Annotated in this window: 20 protein-coding genes, 1 pseudogene and 1 riboswitch; of the genes and pseudogenes, 7 read left to right on the top strand and 14 right to left on the bottom strand. The window is 63.4% G+C overall.

Translation table 11 applies throughout. From position 1 onward, the window contains the following. Positions 1-18: 18 nt before the first annotated feature. The 3 genes from D8W71_RS13385 (at position 19) to D8W71_RS13375 (ending at position 2,857) form a co-directional block, all read left to right on the top strand. Positions 19-894, top strand: coding sequence for a sugar phosphate isomerase/epimerase family protein (locus D8W71_RS13385; protein WP_121114088.1), 876 nt, complete (start codon positions 19-21; stop codon positions 892-894). A 92-nt stretch (positions 895-986) separates the two neighbouring features. Beyond that, a complete protein-coding gene (locus D8W71_RS13380) occupies positions 987-1,565 on the top strand; it encodes a MepB family protein (RefSeq protein WP_236077873.1) in 579 nt (192 codons plus the stop codon). Beyond that, on the top strand, positions 1,562-2,857 hold the full coding sequence (locus D8W71_RS13375) for a D-alanyl-D-alanine carboxypeptidase family protein (protein ID WP_121114087.1): 1,296 nt from the start codon (positions 1,562-1,564) through the stop codon (positions 2,855-2,857). The genes D8W71_RS13380 and D8W71_RS13375 overlap by 4 nt, the downstream gene beginning before the upstream one ends. Positions 2,858-2,884: 27 nt before the next feature. Here D8W71_RS13375 and yhjD read toward each other — a convergent pair whose 3' ends face one another. The 9 genes and pseudogenes from yhjD to D8W71_RS13330 all read right to left on the bottom strand — a co-directional run bounded on the left by yhjD (position 2,885) and on the right by D8W71_RS13330 (position 10,805). Beyond that, positions 2,885-3,910: an inner membrane protein YhjD gene (gene yhjD, locus D8W71_RS13370; protein WP_121114086.1), complete on the bottom strand. Its 1,026-nt coding sequence runs from the start codon at positions 3,908-3,910 to the stop codon at positions 2,885-2,887. A gap of 52 nt (positions 3,911-3,962) precedes the next feature. Next, positions 3,963-5,000 carry a tryptophan--tRNA ligase gene (gene trpS / locus D8W71_RS13365; RefSeq protein WP_121119111.1) on the bottom strand — a complete coding sequence of 346 codons (1,038 nt, stop codon included), beginning with the start codon at positions 4,998-5,000 and terminating at the stop codon, positions 3,963-3,965. A 45-nt stretch (positions 5,001-5,045) separates the two neighbouring features. Further along, positions 5,046-5,858 (bottom strand): exodeoxyribonuclease III, encoded by an 813-nt coding sequence (locus D8W71_RS13360; protein ID WP_442972031.1) that lies wholly within the window; start codon positions 5,856-5,858, stop codon positions 5,046-5,048. 54 nt (positions 5,859-5,912) lie between these two features. Beyond that, positions 5,913-6,803: pseudogene (yidC, locus tag D8W71_RS13355) on the bottom strand (membrane protein insertase YidC); the annotation flags it as partial. A gap of 63 nt (positions 6,804-6,866) precedes the next feature. Next, entirely contained in the window at positions 6,867-7,187 is a 321-nt protein-coding gene (locus D8W71_RS13350) for a DUF6412 domain-containing protein (protein WP_236077872.1), read from the bottom strand. A gap of 62 nt (positions 7,188-7,249) precedes the next feature. Beyond that, positions 7,250-7,540 (bottom strand): DUF6412 domain-containing protein, encoded by a 291-nt coding sequence (locus tag D8W71_RS13345; RefSeq protein ID WP_121114083.1) that lies wholly within the window; start codon positions 7,538-7,540, stop codon positions 7,250-7,252. Between the two features lie 47 nt (positions 7,541-7,587). Beyond that, positions 7,588-9,072 carry a DUF4153 domain-containing protein gene (locus D8W71_RS13340; protein ID WP_121114082.1) on the bottom strand — a complete coding sequence of 495 codons (1,485 nt, stop codon included), beginning with the start codon at positions 9,070-9,072 and terminating at the stop codon, positions 7,588-7,590. Between the two features lie 75 nt (positions 9,073-9,147). Next, positions 9,148-10,134 carry a HAMP domain-containing sensor histidine kinase gene (locus D8W71_RS13335; RefSeq protein WP_121114081.1) on the bottom strand — a complete coding sequence of 329 codons (987 nt, stop codon included), beginning with the start codon at positions 10,132-10,134 and terminating at the stop codon, positions 9,148-9,150. Further along, entirely contained in the window at positions 10,131-10,805 is a 675-nt protein-coding gene (locus D8W71_RS13330; RefSeq protein WP_121114080.1) for a response regulator transcription factor, read from the bottom strand. Before D8W71_RS13330 ends, D8W71_RS13335 begins: the two co-directional genes overlap by 4 nt. 253 nt (positions 10,806-11,058) lie before the next feature. Here D8W71_RS13330 and D8W71_RS13325 point away from each other — a divergent pair, with 253 nt between their 5' ends. After that, a complete protein-coding gene (locus D8W71_RS13325) occupies positions 11,059-12,096 on the top strand; it encodes an ABC transporter substrate-binding protein (RefSeq protein WP_121114079.1) in 1,038 nt (345 codons plus the stop codon). A gap of 110 nt (positions 12,097-12,206) precedes the next feature. Here the strand turns inward: D8W71_RS13325 and D8W71_RS13320 are convergent, their stop codons facing one another. Next, the gene (locus D8W71_RS13320; RefSeq protein WP_121114078.1) at positions 12,207-13,364 is read right to left on the bottom strand and encodes an MFS transporter; all 1,158 of its coding nucleotides are present in this window, start codon (positions 13,362-13,364) and stop codon (positions 12,207-12,209) included. A 316-nt stretch (positions 13,365-13,680) separates the two neighbouring features. Continuing rightward, positions 13,681-13,810: riboswitch (SAM riboswitch) on the top strand. Between the two features lie 177 nt (positions 13,811-13,987). Here D8W71_RS13320 and D8W71_RS13315 point away from each other — a divergent pair. Both D8W71_RS13315 and metX read left to right on the top strand, forming a co-directional pair. Next, complete coding sequence (locus D8W71_RS13315) at positions 13,988-15,325, top strand: bifunctional o-acetylhomoserine/o-acetylserine sulfhydrylase (protein WP_121114077.1); 1,338 nt, start codon at positions 13,988-13,990, stop codon at positions 15,323-15,325. After that, entirely contained in the window at positions 15,322-16,479 is a 1,158-nt protein-coding gene (gene metX, locus D8W71_RS13310; RefSeq protein ID WP_121114076.1) for a homoserine O-acetyltransferase MetX, read from the top strand. Before D8W71_RS13315 ends, metX begins: the two co-directional genes overlap by 4 nt. Before the next feature lie 12 nt (positions 16,480-16,491). Here metX and D8W71_RS13305 read toward each other — a convergent pair whose 3' ends face one another. From D8W71_RS13305 to D8W71_RS13295, 3 genes are read right to left on the bottom strand one after another with little or no spacing between them, the layout of a single operon-like run. Next, a complete protein-coding gene (locus D8W71_RS13305; RefSeq protein WP_121114075.1) occupies positions 16,492-16,767 on the bottom strand; it encodes a DUF3017 domain-containing protein in 276 nt (91 codons plus the stop codon). A gap of 3 nt (positions 16,768-16,770) precedes the next feature. Further along, positions 16,771-17,637, bottom strand: coding sequence for a bifunctional methylenetetrahydrofolate dehydrogenase/methenyltetrahydrofolate cyclohydrolase (locus D8W71_RS13300; protein ID WP_121114074.1), 867 nt, complete (start codon positions 17,635-17,637; stop codon positions 16,771-16,773). A 37-nt stretch (positions 17,638-17,674) separates the two neighbouring features. Continuing rightward, positions 17,675-18,283 (bottom strand): pentapeptide repeat-containing protein, encoded by a 609-nt coding sequence (locus tag D8W71_RS13295; protein ID WP_121114073.1) that lies wholly within the window; start codon positions 18,281-18,283, stop codon positions 17,675-17,677. Between the two features lie 33 nt (positions 18,284-18,316). Here D8W71_RS13295 and D8W71_RS13290 point away from each other — a divergent pair, with 33 nt between their 5' ends. After that, positions 18,317-18,781, top strand: a complete 465-nt coding sequence (locus tag D8W71_RS13290; protein WP_201265390.1) for a tRNA (cytidine(34)-2'-O)-methyltransferase — start codon at positions 18,317-18,319, stop codon at positions 18,779-18,781. Here the strand turns inward: D8W71_RS13290 and D8W71_RS13285 are convergent. Next, positions 18,778-19,722: a DUF4349 domain-containing protein gene (locus D8W71_RS13285; protein WP_121114071.1), complete on the bottom strand. Its 945-nt coding sequence runs from the start codon at positions 19,720-19,722 to the stop codon at positions 18,778-18,780. The genes D8W71_RS13290 and D8W71_RS13285 overlap by 4 nt on opposite strands. Positions 19,723-19,862: the final 140 nt, after the last annotated feature.

Raw genomic sequence — 19,862 nt, 5'->3', positions numbered from 1 at the left:
CCCTAGGACCGCAGAACCATGAAAATCGCTCTCGATCCAACGCCGTTTCACCATGACTTCTCGTTGTTGGAGCTGCCCCGCGTAGTCGCGGATCTGGGTTACGACTACTTGCAGCTCACGCCGCACGTGGACATGATCCCGTTCTTCAATCACCCCAAAGCCGACGACGACCTCGTCGCCAAGTTCAAGAAGGCATGCAAGGACGCAGGCGTCGGCATTGCATCGGTTCTGCCGGTACTGCGCTGGTCGGGTCCCGACGAGGATGCCCGCGAAGCCGCTGTGCGGTATTGGAAGCGCGCTATCCAGATCACCGTCGACCTCGGTGTGAACGTCATGAACACAGAGTTCAGTGGTCGACCGGAGAAGGCAGAAGAGTCCGAGCGCGCGTTCTACCGCTCCATGGAAGAGCTCGTTCCGATCGTCGAACGAGAAGGCATCGACGTCCGCATCGATCCGCACCCCGACGATTTCGTCGAGGACGGACAGGCTGCGATTCGCGTCATCCGCGGTATCAACTCGAAGAACATCGGCATGGCCGTAGTGGCCTGCCATCAGTTCCACATGGGCGGCGATCTTCCCGGAATCATGCGCACCGCAGGTGATCTCGTTCGCCTCGTGCACGTCGCAGACACCATGGATCACCACCGGTCGCACGGCCTCCGCTACATCACCAACCCTCCCGGCAACGCCGTACGAGTGCACCAACATCTCAAGATCGGTGACGGAGATGTCAACTGGGACGAGTTCTTCGGGAGCCTGGGCGAACTCGGTTTCTACGGCAAGGACGACACCGTCATGGTGTCGAGCGTCTTCGCCGAGAACGAGAACGCAGACGAAGTCTCCCGCTACCAACTGAAGACGATGAACGAATTCGTCGGCAAGTACAAGGATTGAAGCCAGCGGCGGGACCGTGCCAGCGAATCGACGAGGGACGTGTCCGGGTAAAGGGTTTTCGCGTCCGCCGTCGTTCGTAGCAGACTGGAACAATGCTGCACCCTGAGCTTCTCGAACTGAAGCGACTCGTCTTCGACATCGACGGATCGACGCTGACGGACATCGTTCAAGAGGCTGAGAGTGCCGAGTACGGGGCCTGCGCATTCCTCAGAGACACTGTGCCGGTGCGGTTTAGGGTCGCACGCACCACGCCGAAGAAAATCGGGCAATTCGTCACGTTCTGGAAGCGAGCAGGCAACGGCCCGATCGAACCCTTCGACGAGAACGACGACCTAGAGATCCTTGTCGTCGTCACCCGGACGCCCGAACGGTTCGGCTATTTCGAGTTCCCCAAGCATGTTCTACGTGAGCGCGGTGTCCTTTCTATGCCGGGCAAGGAAGGCAAACGCGCCTTCCGCGTGTATCCGACCTGGGACTCGCCGGTGAGCCGAACTGCCTTGGCGACGCAGCTATGGCAATCGCGTTACTTCACCGATCTCTCGCCCGGCACCGCTTGCACACTATCGAGGAGAACCGACGGGAAGCCGTCGATTCTCCTCGATAGTGTGCACCCAGATCCGGTGGGTCTACTCGGTGAGCCCAGCCCGACCGCCTATGGTGATTCGCGATGAGAACGATTTCGAGGGTGTGCGCTGCCCTGACCACGACGGCGATCCTGTTCACGACGGCTGGTCCGGCGTATGCGCAACCCGAGGATCCTCCCGTCGCCACCACCACCCCGTTCACGACGCCCAACACCGAGGACTGCCCGCAGGCGACGACGCCGCCGCCCGCGATCGACCTGTCCGAGGTCCCGGCACCCGGAGAGACCGTGCCGGCTCCGCTACCGGTCCCAGCCGATGCGGTCGGAGGCGACGCTCTCGCCGAATGCGGAACGATCACTCCCGACGGTGCACCACCGCTTCCTGCCGACATTTCGGCGACCGGATGGGTGTTGTCGGACCTCGACTCCGGCGACGTTCTCGCTGCCAAGGACCCCCACGGCCGGTACCGTCCGGCGAGCACCATCAAGATTCTTCTCGCACTCGTCGCGCTGGAGGAACTGAATTTGAACACGACCGTCGTCGCCACCGCCGAGGATGCCAACGCAGAAGGTAGCGCAGTCGGCATCGGCAAAGGTGGCGTCTACAGCAACTTCCAGCTGATGCAAGGTCTGGTGATGGCGTCGGGGAACGACGCAGCCCATGCGCTTGCGGCCCAACTCGGCGGCGACGCAGCCACTGTCGAGAAGATGAACGCCAAAGCCGAGTCGCTGGGCGCGCTCGATACTCGAACGGCGACACCGTCCGGACTCGACGGACCCGGAATGTCCAGCTCGGCTTACGATCTGGCTCTCTTCTTCCGCGCGGCGATGGAGAACCCGACCTTTGCGCAACTGATCTCGACCGAAACGGTCCAGTTCCCTGGGTTTCCCAAAGATCCCGAGATTCCCGACGATGTCGACCGACCTGGCTTCACACTGTCCAACGACAATCAGCTCTTGTACAACTACGACGGCGCTCTGGGAGGCAAGACCGGCTACACCGACGACGCCCGACAGACTTTCGTCGGCGGCGCAGACAAGAACGGTCGACGCCTGGCCATCACCATCATGAAGGGCGATGTTTTCCCGATCCGGCCGTGGGAGCAAGCTGCTCGGCTTCTCGACTACGGCTACGCCCTCCCGGCGTCGGCGGCCGTCGGCACGCTGGTGCAGGAGGACTCGGTCGGCGATGTCACGAGCACACGCGCTCCGGTTCCTACTCTCGCGTCTCCGCCGAGCGAGAACTCCGGCTCGGCCGAGCGAGAATCCGCACTCGAGTCCGGTGGCGACAACGCGATACGTATCGGCATCGGCGTCATCGGTGCACTGGTTGTGCTCGGTCTCCTGTTGTGGGCGCGCCAACTCGGCCGCAGACGCTGAACTCCTCGCGCATGACGCGAAAGGTCGTCAGCGCCTGCGACCGAGGAATCCGAGCCCGACTGCTGCGAGGGCACCCGCGCCGACGAGCGCGATACCGCCCTTCACCGACGGTCCGTCGTTGACCTCGACACGGGTGGTGATCACGGCCGGTTCCGGCGGCGGCACGAAGGCCAGAGCCAGGCTTTCGGCGGTGGTTGCAGCAAATGCGGTGGCGAACAACAGGAACCGAGACGTCGTGAACACGAACACCAACAGGCCGATGATCGGCCCGAACACCACTCCTGCCGGCCCGTTCGTCACCGATGCAAGGTAGATCGCGGCAATCTGCTTGAAGATCTCGAAGCCGATCGCCGCAATCAGACCACCCTTGACCGCGCTTCGGAACGGGACAGGCTCGCGAGGGAGACGCGAAATGACCCACACGAACAGTGCCCACGTCGCTGCCAAAGCCAACAGCACCGACACGATGCGCAGCAGCACGCTCACACCGGGGACCTCACCGAGATTGACCAACTCGAGCAGACTCTTCATGACCGAGCCGCCGTTCAGAGCGGACAACCCCAGCGACACGGCAAGAGCCAGTCCCAGCCCGACAAGTGCAGCCAGATCCTTGAGCTTGGTGGCGAGGAAGCTGCCCGGTTCGTGCACGGATTCCCACATCGCCGTCAACGCTTCCCGCAAGTTGGCGATCCATCCGAGTCCTGCATAGAGCGCACCGAGCAAACCGATGATGCCGACGCTGGTTCTCGACTCGACTGCTGTGTTGATCAGGTCGTTGATGGTGTCGCCCAAACTGCCAGGCACGTTCTGCGCGATCTGTTCTCTGATTTCGTCCAGCCATTCGGGCTGTCCCACGAGAACGAATCCCGCAGCGGCGAACGCGACCATCAGCAAAGGAAACAGGGCCAGGACGCTGAAGTAGGTCATCCCGGCGGCGTAGTAATCGCCCTTCTGCGCCTGGTATCGCGATGCGGCACGAACAGTATGGTCGAACCACGGCCACTTCTCGCGACGCTCCTGCAGTATTGCGCCGAAGTCAGGAACGACAATCACCCTCTCGAAGTAGGCTCTCCGTCAGTCCCCCCACTGCCGGTGAGTGCGCGGTCTAAGAATTCGGAGCCAGGAACCCCACTCGGTCGTACACCTGTGCCAACGTGCGTGACGCTACCTCCCTGGCCCGATCCGCGCCGTCCGCAAGGATGCGGTCCAACTCGGCAATATCGGACATATACCCGTCGACACTGGCTTTAAGCGGCGTGACGAACTCCGTGAGCACATCGGCCGTTTCGGACTTCAAGTCCCCGTAGCCCTTGCCCTCGTACGCCGCCACCAGCTCGTCGATCGACCGGTCCGACAATGCGGACTGAATGACCAGCAGGTTGCTGACGCCGGGCTTGTTTACTGGGTCGAAGATGATGTCGCGCTCGTTGTCGGTGACCGCTGAACGCAGCTTCTTCGCCGTCACCTTCGGATCGTCCAGCAAATTAACGATTCCGGCAGGGTTGGACCCCGACTTGCTCATCTTCGACGTCGGCTCTTGCAGATCGAAGATCTTCGCCGTGCCCTTGATGATGTGTGCATCCGGAACGACGAAGGTCTTCTTGAAGCGAGTGTTGAAGCGCTGAGCGAGATCACGAGTCAGCTCCAAGTGCTGGCGCTGGTCTTCGCCGACCGGCACCAGGTTGGGGCGGTAGAGCAAGATGTCTGCGGCCTGCAGAATCGGATACGTGAACAGACCCACCGACGTCTGATCGCGGCCCTGCTTGGCGGACTTGTCCTTGAACTGCGTCATCCGCCCTGCCTCACCGAAACCGGTGATGCAGTTGAGGACCCACGCCAGCTGTGCGTGCTCGGGGACCTGACTCTGCACGAACAACGTGGAACGCTTCGGATCGATACCGACCGCCAACAGTTGCGCGGCCGCGATACGTGTTCGGTTCCGCAGGCCCTTGGGATCCTGCGGAACCGTGATGGCGTGCAGATCCGGGATGAAGTAGAAGGCGTCGTACTCGTCCTGCAAGGCCACCCACTGACGAACGGCACCGAGGTAGTTCCCGAGGTGGAACGAGTCCGCCGTCGGCTGAATGCCGGAGAGCACGCGCTGACGCGGTGCCTGTGGTGCGTCGGTAGGTGAAGAAGACATGGTCATGATCTTTTCACGACCGAGCAACGCCTTTTCCTCCAGGCTCTAGCGGTAACGGACCGTCACCGGAGCATGGTCGGACCAGCGTTGGTCGTAGGCCTCCGCCCGCTCGGTGACGGCCTCCTTGGCACGTTCGGCGAGCGTGGGCGTCGCGAACTGGTAGTCGATGCGCCAGCCTGCGTCGTTGTCGAACGCCTTTCCTCGGTACGACCACCAGCTGTACGGGCCCTCCACGTCCGGGTGCAACGCCCGCACGACATCCGTCCACGGTGCATTCTCGGCCAGAAGCGCCGCTACCCACTCGCGTTCTTCCGGAAGGAAGCCGGAGTTCTTGCGATTGGTCTTCCATGCCTTGAGGTCGTTCTCGGTGTGCGCGATGTTCCAATCGCCGCAGACGACGACGTCGCGATCGGCCGCCTTGGCCGCCTTGGCGATCTTGGCGAGGTACTTGGCGAACGCCGCCATGAACCTCTCCTTCTCGTCCTGCCGCTCGGTGCCTACCTCTCCCGACGGTAGATACAGACTGGCGACCGTCACATCCCCGAAATCGGCCTCGATGTAGCGGCCCGACTCGACGAATTCCTTGGCGCCGATGCCGACCCGCACGGCATCGGGTGCCGTGCGGGAGAGCACCGCAACGCCGTTTCTCCCCTTGGCTGACGGCTCCGCCGACGCCAGGTGCCATCCCGCGTCCAGCGCAGGCGCGAGCGCCTTGGTCAATTCGCCATCGTTGGCGCGCGTTTCCTGCAGACAGATGACGTCGGCATCGGTTGCCTCCAACCAGGGCAGCATGCCTTTCCTGGCGGCAGCACGGACTCCGTTGACATTGACTGTGGACACAACGAATGGATTAGGCACGCCGGAAACGGTAGCCGACGGGACCGACAGCGGAGGAATTCGTCAGCGTCGTCGCGGCTTCGCTCCGGGCTTGGGTGCGACTGCGCGCACCTCGGGAACAGGCGCGGACGCGTCCTCGACGTCGAGCCGCCGGTACACCAGATGCTGTTGACCGTACGTCCATGCGTTGTTCGCGACCCAGTACAGCAGTACCGCGATCGGCAGCACCGGGCCGCCGACGAGAACGCCTGCGGGAAACACCCACAGCAACAATCGGTTCATCATGGCAGTCTGCGGATTGGCGCGAGCCGCATCGTCCTGTCTGGCAATCGAAGCCCGTGAATTGAAATGCGTTGCAACACTGGCCAGCACCATCAATGGAACGGCGACGAGGGCGATGGTCATCACCGTCGGGACCCCACCGAAGGGCGCAAACGCTTCCAAGGTTGCGCGAGAGCTGTTGATGGCAGCCGAGATCGGCGCACCGAACAGCCGTGCATCCAGGAAGGACTGCACGTCGGCCGCGCTGAAGAAGTAATTCGCGGTGTTCGCGTTCTCCTGCGGAGACATTCCGAGCTGCCCGAACCCGGTGCCAGTGCGATTGAACGATCGGAGGACGTGAAGTAGTCCGATGAACACCGGTGCCTGAGCCAGCAGCGGAAGGCATCCGAGCAGAGGGTTGAATCCATGGGCCTTCTGCAGTTTCTGGATCGCGGCAGCTTGGGCAGCCCGGTCACCCTTGTACTTCTTCTGCAAGGCCTTGATCTCGGGTTGCAGTTTTTTCATCGTCAGTTGTGTTCGTAGTTGCTTGACGAACGGTTTGTACAGGACGAGCCGGAGAGTGAACACCAGGAACACGACGGCCAAGGCCCACGTGAGGCCGCTGTCCGGGCCTAGAACCGAACCGAACACGGTGTGCCAGACCCACAGAATTCCGGACACGGGGTAGTAGATGAAGTCGAGCATGAGAGTGCACCTCTTCGAGAGTGACGGTCGATGGACGTTTCGACCTGTCCTTCTGCGCCTTGTTCAGGGCGCAGAATGACTGGCCGGAAGTCCTTCTCCCGGTGCTCTCGGCATGGGGCGTCCCGGTGAATCGGGACGGTGTTGGCGACGGAAGTCGCCCCGGAGGCGTCGTTCCTCTGCTGGACGATGTCCGCGGACATCGTTGCGCGGCAGGATCACCGCAGACTCGCAGGCGCCGACCGCAACGAGTGCCGCGACGGCAATGCCCATCAGGGCAACGTGCAGACCGGACTGATCGTCCACGACGACCAGCAGGAGAAGTGCAAGAGCAGAGAGAGCTGCGAGCGGCATGTAGCCGCTACGCGGAAACCGAAGACGAAGCATGCGAGCTCCCGGATGAAAATCGGACTGTCAGGGACCGGTCCGAGGGAGCTCATGCAAAAACGTCAGAGCGCCCCCGCCAGGACGCCCGGTGCGCGCGGCATAGGTCGGCCTGCCTCGTCGGGACGCTGCTGCCGACGGAACGAGCCGCGGAGACGGCGCTGCTGATCACCTGGACCGTGCCCGTTTCCGAACACCACACTCAACAGGTGTGTCCGACCTCCGACGATCTGGGCCGTGACGACGACAGCGCTGAGAACCAGGCCGAAGGCGACCGACGCAATTGCGGAGTCAGGGAGTGTGGCAAGCATCAGGAGGAGAACCAGACACGTTGCGACCAGACCTATGTGTCGCATGGCTTTACCTCCTTCTGCTCCTGAGCTGTCGGCGCCACCTTATCGCGTCACGGGGTCGATGTGCACGCGAGCACCGGATCACTCTCACGAATTCGGTCCGCATTCGCGTCGGCGAGGTTCCATCCACGCCACCCCCTCGACGTGTCCGCTGCCGGAAGCACGCAACTCCGGTACGGCTCGGGAAGGCGATCGAGTTCGGGGACTGCGTCGGTCGACAGTCCTGAAAGGTACTGCGTGTCGATCTTGCCCGTGGATGCGAATCGGTCGACGTTGTGGCCCGCGACGTACGCGTCCGGGTTGATGACTGCGAGGCCGAGCACGGTCAGAGCCGCGCCTACGCCGACCGCCCGGGGAAGCCAACGAGCCGACATCCGTACCCCCGAGACCATGACGAGCACGAATACCGAACCCAGCCACCACTCGACCGAGGTGACGAAGAGCCTCAGCGTCGTATATCCGTACTGCTGTTCGTACAGCGACATTCGATGCAGGGCGGAAGCGACGACGACGAGCGAGAGGACACACAGCACGCCGAGCACAGAGCGGAGGGCAGCTCGGTCCCCCACCGATTCACGCGGCGCTTTCCTGACAACGACGGCAATGACGAGCAACGTCAATGCTGTGACCGCCAGCAGTTGCCAGAATCCCTGGCGCGCATACTCCGCGTTGGTCAAACCGTCGGTCACCCGGACATGGGCCTGTCCACCGAACAGCGTCGTGATCTGGACAGCGACGAACACCGCGAACAAGATCACGAGCGACGCCGCGGGAACGATCCACTCCCATCTCGAAACGGTCGAGGGCGACGGGTGCGCAATTCGGTCGAATCGCGGCCGATGTGTGAACAGATACGACGCCGCAAGTGCCCCACCGGCCACCAGTAGGAACAGCGCGACTCTTCCGGCGGCTGCTGACGGATCCCACTGCGGCACCACAGCATCGAGCATTCTCTCGAAGGTCGGATCGGCGGCGGCGAACAACGCCGAGAAGACGACCACGACCACGCCGGTCACGACGGTTACTACGACAATTCTTGCCGGATCGATGCGCCCGGTGTCGAGACGACGCACCCCGCGGGATGCCCACCGCATCGTCCTGACCGGCAACAACACCGGGGTGAGCGCCCCGAGGAATGTTCCGCGCCACGTCCAGGACCTCGAGAGCACGGCACCGGAGACCGCGACAGCTGCCCACACGCACATCGTCACCAGCCAATCCGACGAACGGAACACTGCGACCGATGTCAGAGCCAGAATGGCGGCAGCCCCCGCGACATCCCACGGGGACGGTCGTCGACGCCCCGAACACACGATGGCCACGAGCACCGCGGCGGCCGTGATCGGATAGCCGATACCCCTCTCCCCCAGCATGATCGCGCCGATCCCGCCCGCCACGGCGGCGGTAATCAGTGCTCGACCGGGGGCGGCCGCGTAGCGCAGTACCGGCCAGACCCTGGACGGCCATGGGGACCATCGTCGTTGTTTCCCTTGACTTTCCGACGGTACTTGCGGGACCTGCGTGGTGACGCTCATCTGGAACCTCTTTCGTTTTTCGGGCATGGCAGTGGCCGGCGTCACGAGGTACGTGCGCCGTTCGGGAAGCGGGTTTTACGAGTGAGGGATTCGGACTCTGATGTGGCAGCCAGGCGATCGGTCGAGTACTTCGATGCTGCCGCCGTGCAACTCGGTAGCCCACTTGGCGATGGCCAGCCCCAAGCCGGTACCTCCGTCGGTCGCACCTCCCCGGGTGAATCGATCGAACACCGAAAGGCGCTCCCCCGGAGGTATTCCCGGACCGGCGTCGACGACGTCCAGCCATACACCGTCGACAACCGCGCAAGCGGACACGGTCACGTCGGTTCCTGCGGGCGCGTGCCGCACCGCGTTGGCGACGAGATTGGTGACGATCTGAGTGAGCCTCGGCAGGTCGGCGGACAGTTCGAGGCTCGGCGGCTCGACTCGAACGCGCACACCGTCGTACTCGCAGGCCACGGAGTCGAGAAACTCGGCCACCGAGAACCGTTCGGGACGCAGCGGAAGCACTCCACCTTCGAGCCTGGACAGATCGAGGAGTTCGGTTACCAGATCGCCGAGCTTCTCGGTCTGCCGCAACGCGAGAGCGAGTGTCGTCTCGTCGGGTTCGGTGATTCCGTCCACGATGTTCTCGAGGACTGCACGCAAGGCTGCGATAGGTGTCTTCAGTTCGTGAGAGACATTTCCGATCAGTTCTCGGCGGTAGGTGTCCGCCTCTTCGAGATCACTGGACATGACGTTGAATGCTTCGGCCAACTGTCCGACCTCGTCCCGCGAGGAAGCACGCACACGAGTCGAGTAGTCGCCGGCAGCCATCGACTTCGCTGCCGCGGTCATTTCACGCAGCGGGGAGGTCATGCCGTGCGCCAGTACCTGTGTCGCCGCCAAGGACATGACGAGTGCCGCGAGCAGTGCATACCTGAACTGCCAGCCGGCACCGAACCAGAACACGATGCTGGCGACGACGAGAACGATCCCGACTATCAGCGACACCTTCAGCTTGAACGACCGCAACCGATCGAGCGGGCGAGGTAACCTCCGTACCATCTCGCCGACGGTCATCGCGGTACGTCCATCGCGTATCCGACGCCGTGGACGGTTCGGATCATCTCGCCGCCGATCTTGCGGCGCAACGCTTTCACGTGGCTGTCGACAGTACGACTGCTCGCCGAGTCCTCCCAGCCCCACAACTCCGCCAGAAGCGTGTCGCGGGCGATTGCCGCACCGGGGCGGGAGGAAAGATACGACAGAATGTCGAATTCGGTACGTGTCAGGTGTATTTCACCACCCGGACCCGATACACGCCGAGCGTGATGATCGATCCGAATCGGACCGAGGGTGATGATGGGCGACTCGTTCGAGACGTTTCGTTCCGCCCGCCGGATCAGCGCATGCACTCGGGCGACTACCTCGCGCATGCTGAACGGTTTGGAAAGGTAGTCGTCGGCCCCGACTCCGAGGCCCACGAGCATGTCCGTCTCGTCGGACTTCGCCGTCAGCATCAATACCGGAACGGGCCGGTCTGCCTGAATCCTGCGGCAGACCTCGAGACCGTCGAAACCCGGGAGCATGACGTCGAGTACGACCACGTCGGGTCGGACCCGCGCGCACAACTGCACCGCCTTCGGTCCATCCGCGGCCTCTACGACGTCGAAACCCTCGCCGCGCAGCCGCGCGGCAAGTGCTCCGGAGATGGTCGGCTCGTCGTCGACGACCAGGACGGTGCGGTTCATGTATTCGACCCTAGAGGGCTGTCGTGGAGGAGACGGCCAGGAAATGTGGAGGTTCGGTGAAGATCGCGGATGGGGCGGTTCACCGCCAGGAACGAATGTGTTCGCGCTACCCGATTGCGTTCGCGCGTACCCGATCGGGGGCGCACGAACGCACTCCGTCAGCGGGAACCAAGTGTTCGCTAGTGAGGATCGGCTACCCTTACCGCAAACCGGAGACATTGCTCTCTGTCGTATCCCCCCGAAAGGCGTATCCATGGTTGCATCCCGGCGATTGCTACAACTGAGCGCAGCCGTCACAGCTGCTGCTTTGCTGATGTCCGCGTGTTCCAGCTCGTCCGACGACCAGGCGGAACCCACAAGCACCAGTTCGGGTGGCGCCTTCCCCGTCACCGTGGACCATGCGTTCGGCGAAACGACCGTCGACGCAGAACCGACGCGCGTCGTCTCGGTGGGATACACCGAACAGGACACTCTGCTTGCACTCGGCGTGAAGCCCGTCGGCGTCACGGAGTGGTACGGCGAGCAGCCTTTCGCGACGTGGCCGTGGGCGCAGGAGGCGTTGGGCGATTCCCAGCCCGAGGTCCTCGATATTTCCGATGGCTTCCAGTACGAGCGGATCGTCGGACTCGAACCTGACTTGATCATTGCGACGAACGCAGGCCTCGACCAGGAAAGCTACGACAGACTCAGCGAGATCGCGCCGACCATTGCCCAGTCGGGCGACTCGTCCGCCAGCTTCTCCCCGTGGGACGAACAGGCCAGAAACATCGGTGCAGCCGTTGGCAAAACGGACGAGATCGAAGACATCATCGCCGGCATCGACGAGAAGTTCGCCGCCGCCAGGGCGGAACACCCGGAGTTCGAGGGCACCAAGGCGATCTTCCTTCAGAACGCCATCTACGAGGGCGACGCAATCGCCTACCAGAACGGCCTCAGCACCGACTTCCTGACCGACCTCGGTTTCGTGGTTCCATCGGACCTCGACGCCTTCGCGCCGGCCGACGGTAGTGGCCAGGCATACATTCCGCTGGAGAATCTCTCGGTGCTCGACTCGGCCGACGTTCTCTTGTGGGGGACCGAGAAGCCCGAGGACCGCACCGCCCTCGAGCAAGAGCGCGTGTACCAGAACCTCGAACGGGTCAAGGAGAACAAGCTCGTCTTCACCGACGCCGTCACGGCCGGCGCGATCTACTTCACCAGTCCGCTGAGCCTGCCGTACGTCATCGACCAACTGGTGCCTGCATTCGCGAGCACACTTGCCGGCGAGGGCGCGGCGACGACCACGAGCTGACCGAGTCCTGCGCCGAGATCGAGGTTGTGCGCCGAAACCGCAGACTTTCGCGGCACAACCTCGATCTCGACCGGGCTCAGGCAGCGAAGTACGTCAGGCAGCGAGGTGCGTCAGGAAGCTTTGAGCGCGGTGGCGTCGCTGCGTCGCTGCATCCACATGGCCGTTGCCAGCACGGCGAGACCTGCCACCGCCAGCATCGAACCGACTGCCGCAGGCGCGGTGTATCCGAATCCCGCGGCAATGACTGCGCCGCCGAGAGCAGCGCCGATCGCATTCGCCAGATTGAACGCCGCGTGATTGAGCGACGCGGCAAGGGTCTGGGCATCGTCGGCGACGTCCATCAACCGCGTCTGCAAACCGGGGATGACCGATGAACCCGATGCGCCGATCAGAAATACGAGAACGAGCGCGCTGATCGGGTTGTGTGAAGCAACCACGAACACGGCGAGAAATACCGCCATCGACGCAAGGCCGATGAAGGTCCCGCGCAACTGGTACCGATCAGCGAGCCAACCTCCGACGAAGTTGCCTGCAACCATGCCGAGGCCGTAGATCATCAGTGCGACCGGTACGAACGCACGGGCCAACCCGGCAACATCGGTGAGAGTGGATGCAATGTAGGTGTAGACGGCGAACATGCCGCCGAATCCGACCATGCCGACGAACAACGTCATCCACACCTGACCACGTCGCAGAGCGCCGAGTTCGGTGATCGGATTGGTGGTCGGCATGCCGTCGAGACGCGGCATCCACATGATCAGGGCGGTGACGGTCAGCGCGCCGATGACAGCGACGACCGCGAATGCACTGCGCCAGCCGAGCGCCTGGCCCAGCCACGTCGCCGCGGGGACGCCGACGACGTTCGCGACCGAGAGACCCATCATGACCATCGCCACGGCCTTGGCCCGCTTACCCGGCTCGGCGAGATGCGCGGCAACAAGGGCCGCGATGCCGAAAAACGCACCGTGAGGAAGACCTGCGACGAACCTCGATGCCACCAGCTCACCGAAGCTGGGCGCGAACACCGTCCCGAGATTTCCGAGGGTGAACGCCACCATGAGTCCGATCAGCAGCACACGTCGCGGAACCCGAGCGGCAAGGGTGGCGATCGCGGGCGCACCGACGACGACGCCGAGTGCGTAGGCCGAGATCATGTGACCGGCGGACGGTTCGGAGATTCCCATCGTCGTCGCAACGTCGGGAAGAAGACCCATCGACGCGAACTCGGTGGTTCCGATTCCGAACCCACCGATCGACAACGCGAGCATCGCGAGCCGCCTGCGAGAAGAGAGGGGCCTACGACTGCCGCTCGGACCGTTCGACACCCTGTCGCGCACCGCGCTGACATTTTTGGCGAAAGCCGAATCGGTGACAGTCACAGCAAAACAACCTTGTCTCGAAGGGGGAGGTATCGACGCGAACCCAAGAGGGAACGGCCACTGAATCGATTCTGTTCCCTCGACCGATCAAATTTCGAATCGCCACACGGTGATTGTGCTCACCCAGTCGACTCGCATCCCGTTGGGAGGAATCACCGAGAGTCGTTGTTTCCCGATCTCGGTGACCCCGCTAGGATTCACCGCAGGTCATGAGTACCAGCATCAAGCCCCGGCTTGCTGGTCGGCAACCCTCCAACCGCGGTGGGGTGCCCCGGGTGACAAGACCTGGTTGGTCGGCGACGCGTACCTGCGCCGCCAACGAGCAAGCGCGGGTCCGCCTCATCGAGATGGAAGACGAGGTCGGCGGACCCACCGAACGAGCGCGACTGGAAACAGCGCGCTCGAAAAGGAGGTTCACCATGTGTTGTTGTACCGATACGCCCCGCCCAGGCTCCCACCACGAGAGCCCATTCGAAATTTGAACATCCTTCGAAGACGGAGTTATCACTCACATGACCGACAGCACCCCTGACGTCGTAGACGCAGCAGGCACCCCCATCGAGGACCCCACCGCATCGTGGAGCTTCGAGACCAAGCAGATCCACACCGGACAGACGCCGGACGGCGCCACGAACGCCCGCGCGCTGCCGATCTACCAGACCACCTCGTACACCTTCGACAACACCGATCACGCTGCCGCGTTGTTCGGGCTCGCCGAGCCCGGCAATATTTACACCCGCATCATCAACCCCACCCAGGACGTCGTCGAGCAGCGCATCGCCGCTCTGGAAGGTGGAGTTGCAGCGCTCCTACTCGCCTCCGGGCAGGCCGCGGAGACCTTCGCGATTCTCAATCTGGCCGAGGCAGGCGACCACATCGTCGCGAGCCCACGCCTCTACGGCGGAACGTACAACCTCTTCCACTACACACTCCCCAAACTCGGAATCACCGTGACTTTCGTCGACGATCCCGACGACCTGGAGCAGTGGCGAGCAGCGATCACCCCGAAGACCAAGGCGTTCTACGGTGAGACCATCTCCAACCCGAAGAACGACATCTTCGACATTCCCGGCATCTCCGGGGTAGCCCACGAGAACGGCATTCCGTTGATCGTCGACAACACCGTCGCGACGCCGTACCTCATCCGGCCGTTGGAGCATGGGGCCGACATCGTCGTCCATTCGGCGACCAAGTATCTCGGCGGCCACGGGACGGCCATCGCAGGTGTCATCGTCGACGGCGGCACGTTCGACTGGACGCAGGGGCGTCACGCCAACTTCACCACCCCCGACCCCAGCTACCACGGCGTGGTGTTCGCCGACCTGGGTGCACCCGCGTTCGCTCTCAAGGCCCGCGTGCAATTGCTCCGCGACATCGGCGCAGCAGTGTCGCCGTTCAATGCCTTCCTCATCAGCCAAGGACTGGAAACGCTGAGTCTGCGCATCGAGCGGCATGTCGAGAACGCACAGAAGGTCGCCGCGTTCATCGAGGCACGCGAGGACGTCGAGTCCGTCAACTACGCAGGCCTGAAGTCCTCGCCGTGGTACCAGCGTGGACAGGAGTTGGCCCCTAAGGGGCAGGGCGCGATCATCGCGTTCGAACTGAAGGGCGGCATCGACGCGGGCAAGAAGTTCGTCAACGCACTCAGCCTTCACAGCCATGTCGCTAACATCGGTGATGTGCGTTCACTTGTCATTCACCCCGCATCGACAACCCACTCCCAGCTGACACCGGAGGAGCAACTCGCCTCGGGCGTCACCCCCGGTTTGGTCAGGCTCGCTGTGGGCATCGAAGGGATCGACGACATCCTCGCCGATCTCGAAACCGGATTCGCCGCGGCGGCATCTTGACAATCGGCTCTGTGCACGACGTCCGTCCGGCTGCGGGCTTTCCGCCGCCGGACGGACGGCTCGGCAGTATCGACATCGGCCCACTCGAATTGGAGAGCGGCGCATCGCTTCCTGCGGTATCCGTTGCTGTTCAGCGCTGGGGTGAGCTCGCTCCCGGTCGCGACAATGTCGTGCTGGTCGAGCACGCACTGACGGGCGATTCGCACGTCAGCGGACCCGCCGACGACCACCATGCCCTTCCGGGCTGGTGGAACGGCATGGTCGGACCAGGCGCACCCATCGATACCGACGAGTGGTGCGTCATCGCATCCAACGTTCTCGGCGGGTGCGGTGGCACGACTGGACCCAGCTCGCTCGCATCCGACGGCACTCCCTACGGCAGCAGATTTCCGGAAATCTCCATCCGCGACCAAGTCGCAGCTGAGGCTGCGCTGGCGGATGTTCTCGGGATCGAGCGGTTCGCCGCGGTTGTCGGCGGATCGATGGGCGGCATGCGGACACTCGAGTGGATCGTCGAACACCCCGACCGTGTCGGGGCTGCGCTCGTACTCGCCGTCGGCGCGCGCGCGACCGCAGACCAAATCGGTACCCAAACCACGCAGATCGACGCCATCACGTCCGATCCCGAATGGCAGGGCGGCAACTATCACGGCACCGGGCGATCGCCACGAGCCGGACTGAAGATTGCTCGGCGTATCGCACACTTGACCTACCGCACCGAGAGCGAACTCGATCTGAGGTTCTCGAACTCCGCACAGGATGACGAAAACCCTTGGAACGGCGGAAGATACGCAATCGAAAGCTACCTCCAACATCAAGCAAACAAGTTGGCGGACAGGTTCGACGCCAGTACCTACGTCCTGCTGAGCGAAGCGATGAACAGACACGACATCGGACGCGGACGCGGAGGAATCGACGCCGCCCTCGCCCGTGCGACGGTTCCCACGATCGTGGGTGGAGTCGATTCGGACCGTCTGTATCCCCTGCGCCAGCAGAAGGAAATCGCCCGTGGCTTGCCGGAGTGCAGTGGCCTCGAGGTCATTCAGTCCAGAGACGGCCACGACGGATTTCTCACCGAGGCAGGTGCGGTGGCCGTACTACTGGGCGAGACGATGGCGAACGCGCGGTCCGCACGCGCAGCCAAGACGGGCTGACGGTAGCTGCCGTCAGTCCGTTCCGAGCGGGTCGATCGAGGACGAGAGAAACACGATCGCCCCTCCGACGAGGGCAAGTGCAGACACGTCGAACGGACGTGAACGGACCGCCAGAAGCCCCACCTGATTCTCAGGCAGACACAACCTGAACCCAGCTGCAAGGATCGTTGCGATTCCCAGCACGAACGAACCACGTCGCCAGCGATCCGCAAGAACCAGTAACAACGCGCCGGCTATCACGACCAGCACGGCCAACAGGGGCAGGTTCTTGCGGATCTGAGCGCGCACCGGTCAGACCGCAGCCTGCGCGGACAGCTCCCGCTCGGCGCGTTCGACGACATTGGTCAACAGAAAAGCCCTGGTCAGCGGGCCGACTCCACCCGGGTTCGGCGAAAGATGACCCGCGACGTCCGCGACATCGGGGGCCACGTCGCCGCGGAGCCCGTCCTCGGTCCTTGTCACGCCGACGTCGAGTACGGCAGCGCCTGGCTTAACCATGTCGGCGGTGACGATTCCGGGAACCCCTGCCGCGGCGATGACGATGTCGGCCCGCGATACCTCAGCGGCAAGATCCTTCGTTCCGGTGTGGCACAGGGTGACCGTCGCGTTCTCGGATTTGCGGGTCAGCAGCAGACCGATCGGACGCCCCACCGTCACGCCGCGACCGATTACCACCGCGCGAGCACCGTCGAGGGGAACGTCGTAACGGCGGAGGAGGTGAACGATTCCCCGCGGGGTGCACGGAAGTGCCGCTTCCTTGCCCAGCACGAGGCGTCCGAGGTTGATCGGGTGCAGACCATCGGCGTCTTTGTCGGGATCGATACGTTCCAGGGCGGCGTTCTCGTCCAGGTGCCCCGGAAGAGGCAACTGCACGATGTATCCGGTGCACGCCGGGTCGGCGTTGAGTTCGTCGATGACGGCTTCCAGATCCGCCTGGCTGATATCTGCCGGCAGGTCACGACGGATGGAGGTGATCCCGACCTTCGCGCAGTCGTTGTGCTTTCCGCGGACGTACGCTGCCGAACCCGGGTCGTCGCCGACCAGGACCGTTCCGAGCCCCGGCACGACGCCGTTCCGACGCAGGGTCGCCACGCGCTCCGTCAAATCGACGAAGATCTCGTCGCGGGTAGCTTTACCGTCCAGAATCGTTGCAGTCACACAGCCATTGTTCCAGGGCCGTTTGACTGCACTGTCGTCAACCCTCGACCGACAAGCCGTTCGCCTGTGCATACGCGGCCGCTTGAATTAGTTCGATCCGCGCTCCGGCGAGCGATGCCGCCACCCAGAGGTTCGCATCCACGCGTGCAGACCTCAGATCGGCGGAATCCAGTTTCGCGCCCGTAGCGCGCGCCCCCGTGAGATCTGCCGACGTCAACGTCGCCTTCCGTAGGTCTGCGTTGACCAGATTCGCTTCGCCGAAACGGCACCCGGTCAGATCGACACCGCGCAGATCGGCCCCTCCGAACCCGACAAGGGTGAAGTCGACCTCGTCGTACGTCGCCGGCCGCAATCGACAGTCGACGAACGTCGACCCGATGAACGTCGAATGACGAAAAACACTGTGCTGAAGATTGGTTCGTGTGAACGTGCACGATCGGAACGCGACGTCGACGTGAACGGACTCGGTCAGGTCCGTGCCGGTGAAATCGCATTCGGTGAACACGACCGACGTCGATTTCACTCCGCTGAGGTCGGCGTCGCGGAAAGTGCACGCGAGAAAATTCCGACCGTTCCACTCCTGCTGGTCGAGCCTGGCATCGCTGAAATCTTCTCCGACAATCTGTTCGTCATCCACCTGCACCATCCTTCCCGCGAAGGTGATGGCAGAGTGAACCGGGTGTTTCGACTCATGTTCTTCGAGCCCCGCATACCCCAGAACACCGGCAACGCCATCCGGCTCGTCGCGGGCACCGGATGCGAGCTGCATCTGGTGGGCCCTCTCGGCTTCGACATGTCCGAACCCAAACTGAAACGCGCAGGCCTCGATTACCACGACCTGGCGTCGGTGACCGTGCATGCGGATCTTCCGTCGGCGTGGGATGCGCTGAAGCCCGAAAGGGTGTTCGCCTACACCGCCCATTCGACCCGCTTTCACACCGACGTTTCCTACATGCCCGGCGACGTTCTGCTTTTCGGACCCGAACCCACAGGTCTACCCGAGGACGTGTTGAACGATCCCGAAGTGACCGACAAGCTACGGATCCCGATGCTCCCCGGTCGCCGCTCGCTCAACCTTGCCAACGCCGCCGCTGTGGTGATGTACGAGGCGTGGCGGCAGCACGGCTTCGACGGAAGCGTCTAAGTTCTCTTCGTCTCCGGCTCGCTCGAATCCGGCTCGCTCGAATCCGGAACGCTCGGCTCGACCGGCTCCTGGGTGATGCCGGCGGCCCGAGACGGCCTAGTTCTGGAACCGACGACCCGCACCACCGCGTAGACCAGCCCGGCCCCGACGAACAACGCACCCAGCCACGGGATCGCGCGACCGAGAGAGACGACGCCGTTTTGCAGGGCGTCGACCAACGAGTGCCATCCTGCGATCAGCCCGTCGACGAAATTGTCGGGACCTGGCGACGGGGTGACATCGTCGGTGCTGAATTGCACTGTGATGGTGGACAACTCCACCTGGTCCGCGAGGTAGTTCTTCTGTGACGTGAGACTGTCGAGCTCTCCCTGCCTACTGGACAGCGCCGACTCCGCCTCGATCAGATCAGCGGTGTTACCGGCCCCTGCGATGAGCGCGCGCAACCTGTCCACCGAGGCCTGTAGCGCGCCGATACGCGCGTCGAGATCCTGATACTGCATCGTCACGTCGTCCCGGCTGATGCTGACACTGGTGACCTTGCCGAGGGCCTCGATACTGTCCACCGTGGCGGTCAGCTCCGCCGCCGGAATGCGTGCGGTCAGCGAACTGCTCGCAGGCGTGTTGTCCGTTGCCGGATTCTCGGTCCTGTTGTCGATCCGGCCGCCTGCATCCTCGACGACCTCGACGGCGCGGCGCGCCGCTTCGACGGGATCGGAAGCGGTCACGAAAATCTGGCCTGTCACAACCTCTTTGCGATCCGCAGGCTGCGGAGCTTGACGGGTGACGCTGTCGGCCTCGGGCGCGAACGCGGCACCGGGCGCAGACATCGGCGAGTCGACAGCAGGAGCCTGGGCGCCACCACTCGACCCGCCGTCCGATGCGCCGCAGCCGGCGAGCAGAACGAGGGACCCGGCAAGTGCGGCGATCAGTGAGCGCTTCATCCTGTCAGATGCTAGAGCACTCCTCACGCCGCGAGGATGCGTCGTGACGTGCACGTGCCGAATTGTTACACCAGTAGGGAACATTCACTGATGACCTGGCGGCGGAACCGGGGTACGGTGTGCCGCACCGACCGAAATTC

Source organism: Rhodococcus sp. P1Y (genome assembly GCF_003641205.1).
In the GTDB taxonomy this organism is placed as follows: domain Bacteria; phylum Actinomycetota; class Actinomycetes; order Mycobacteriales; family Mycobacteriaceae; genus Rhodococcoides.
This window is presented reverse-complemented; position numbering and strand designations above follow the sequence as displayed.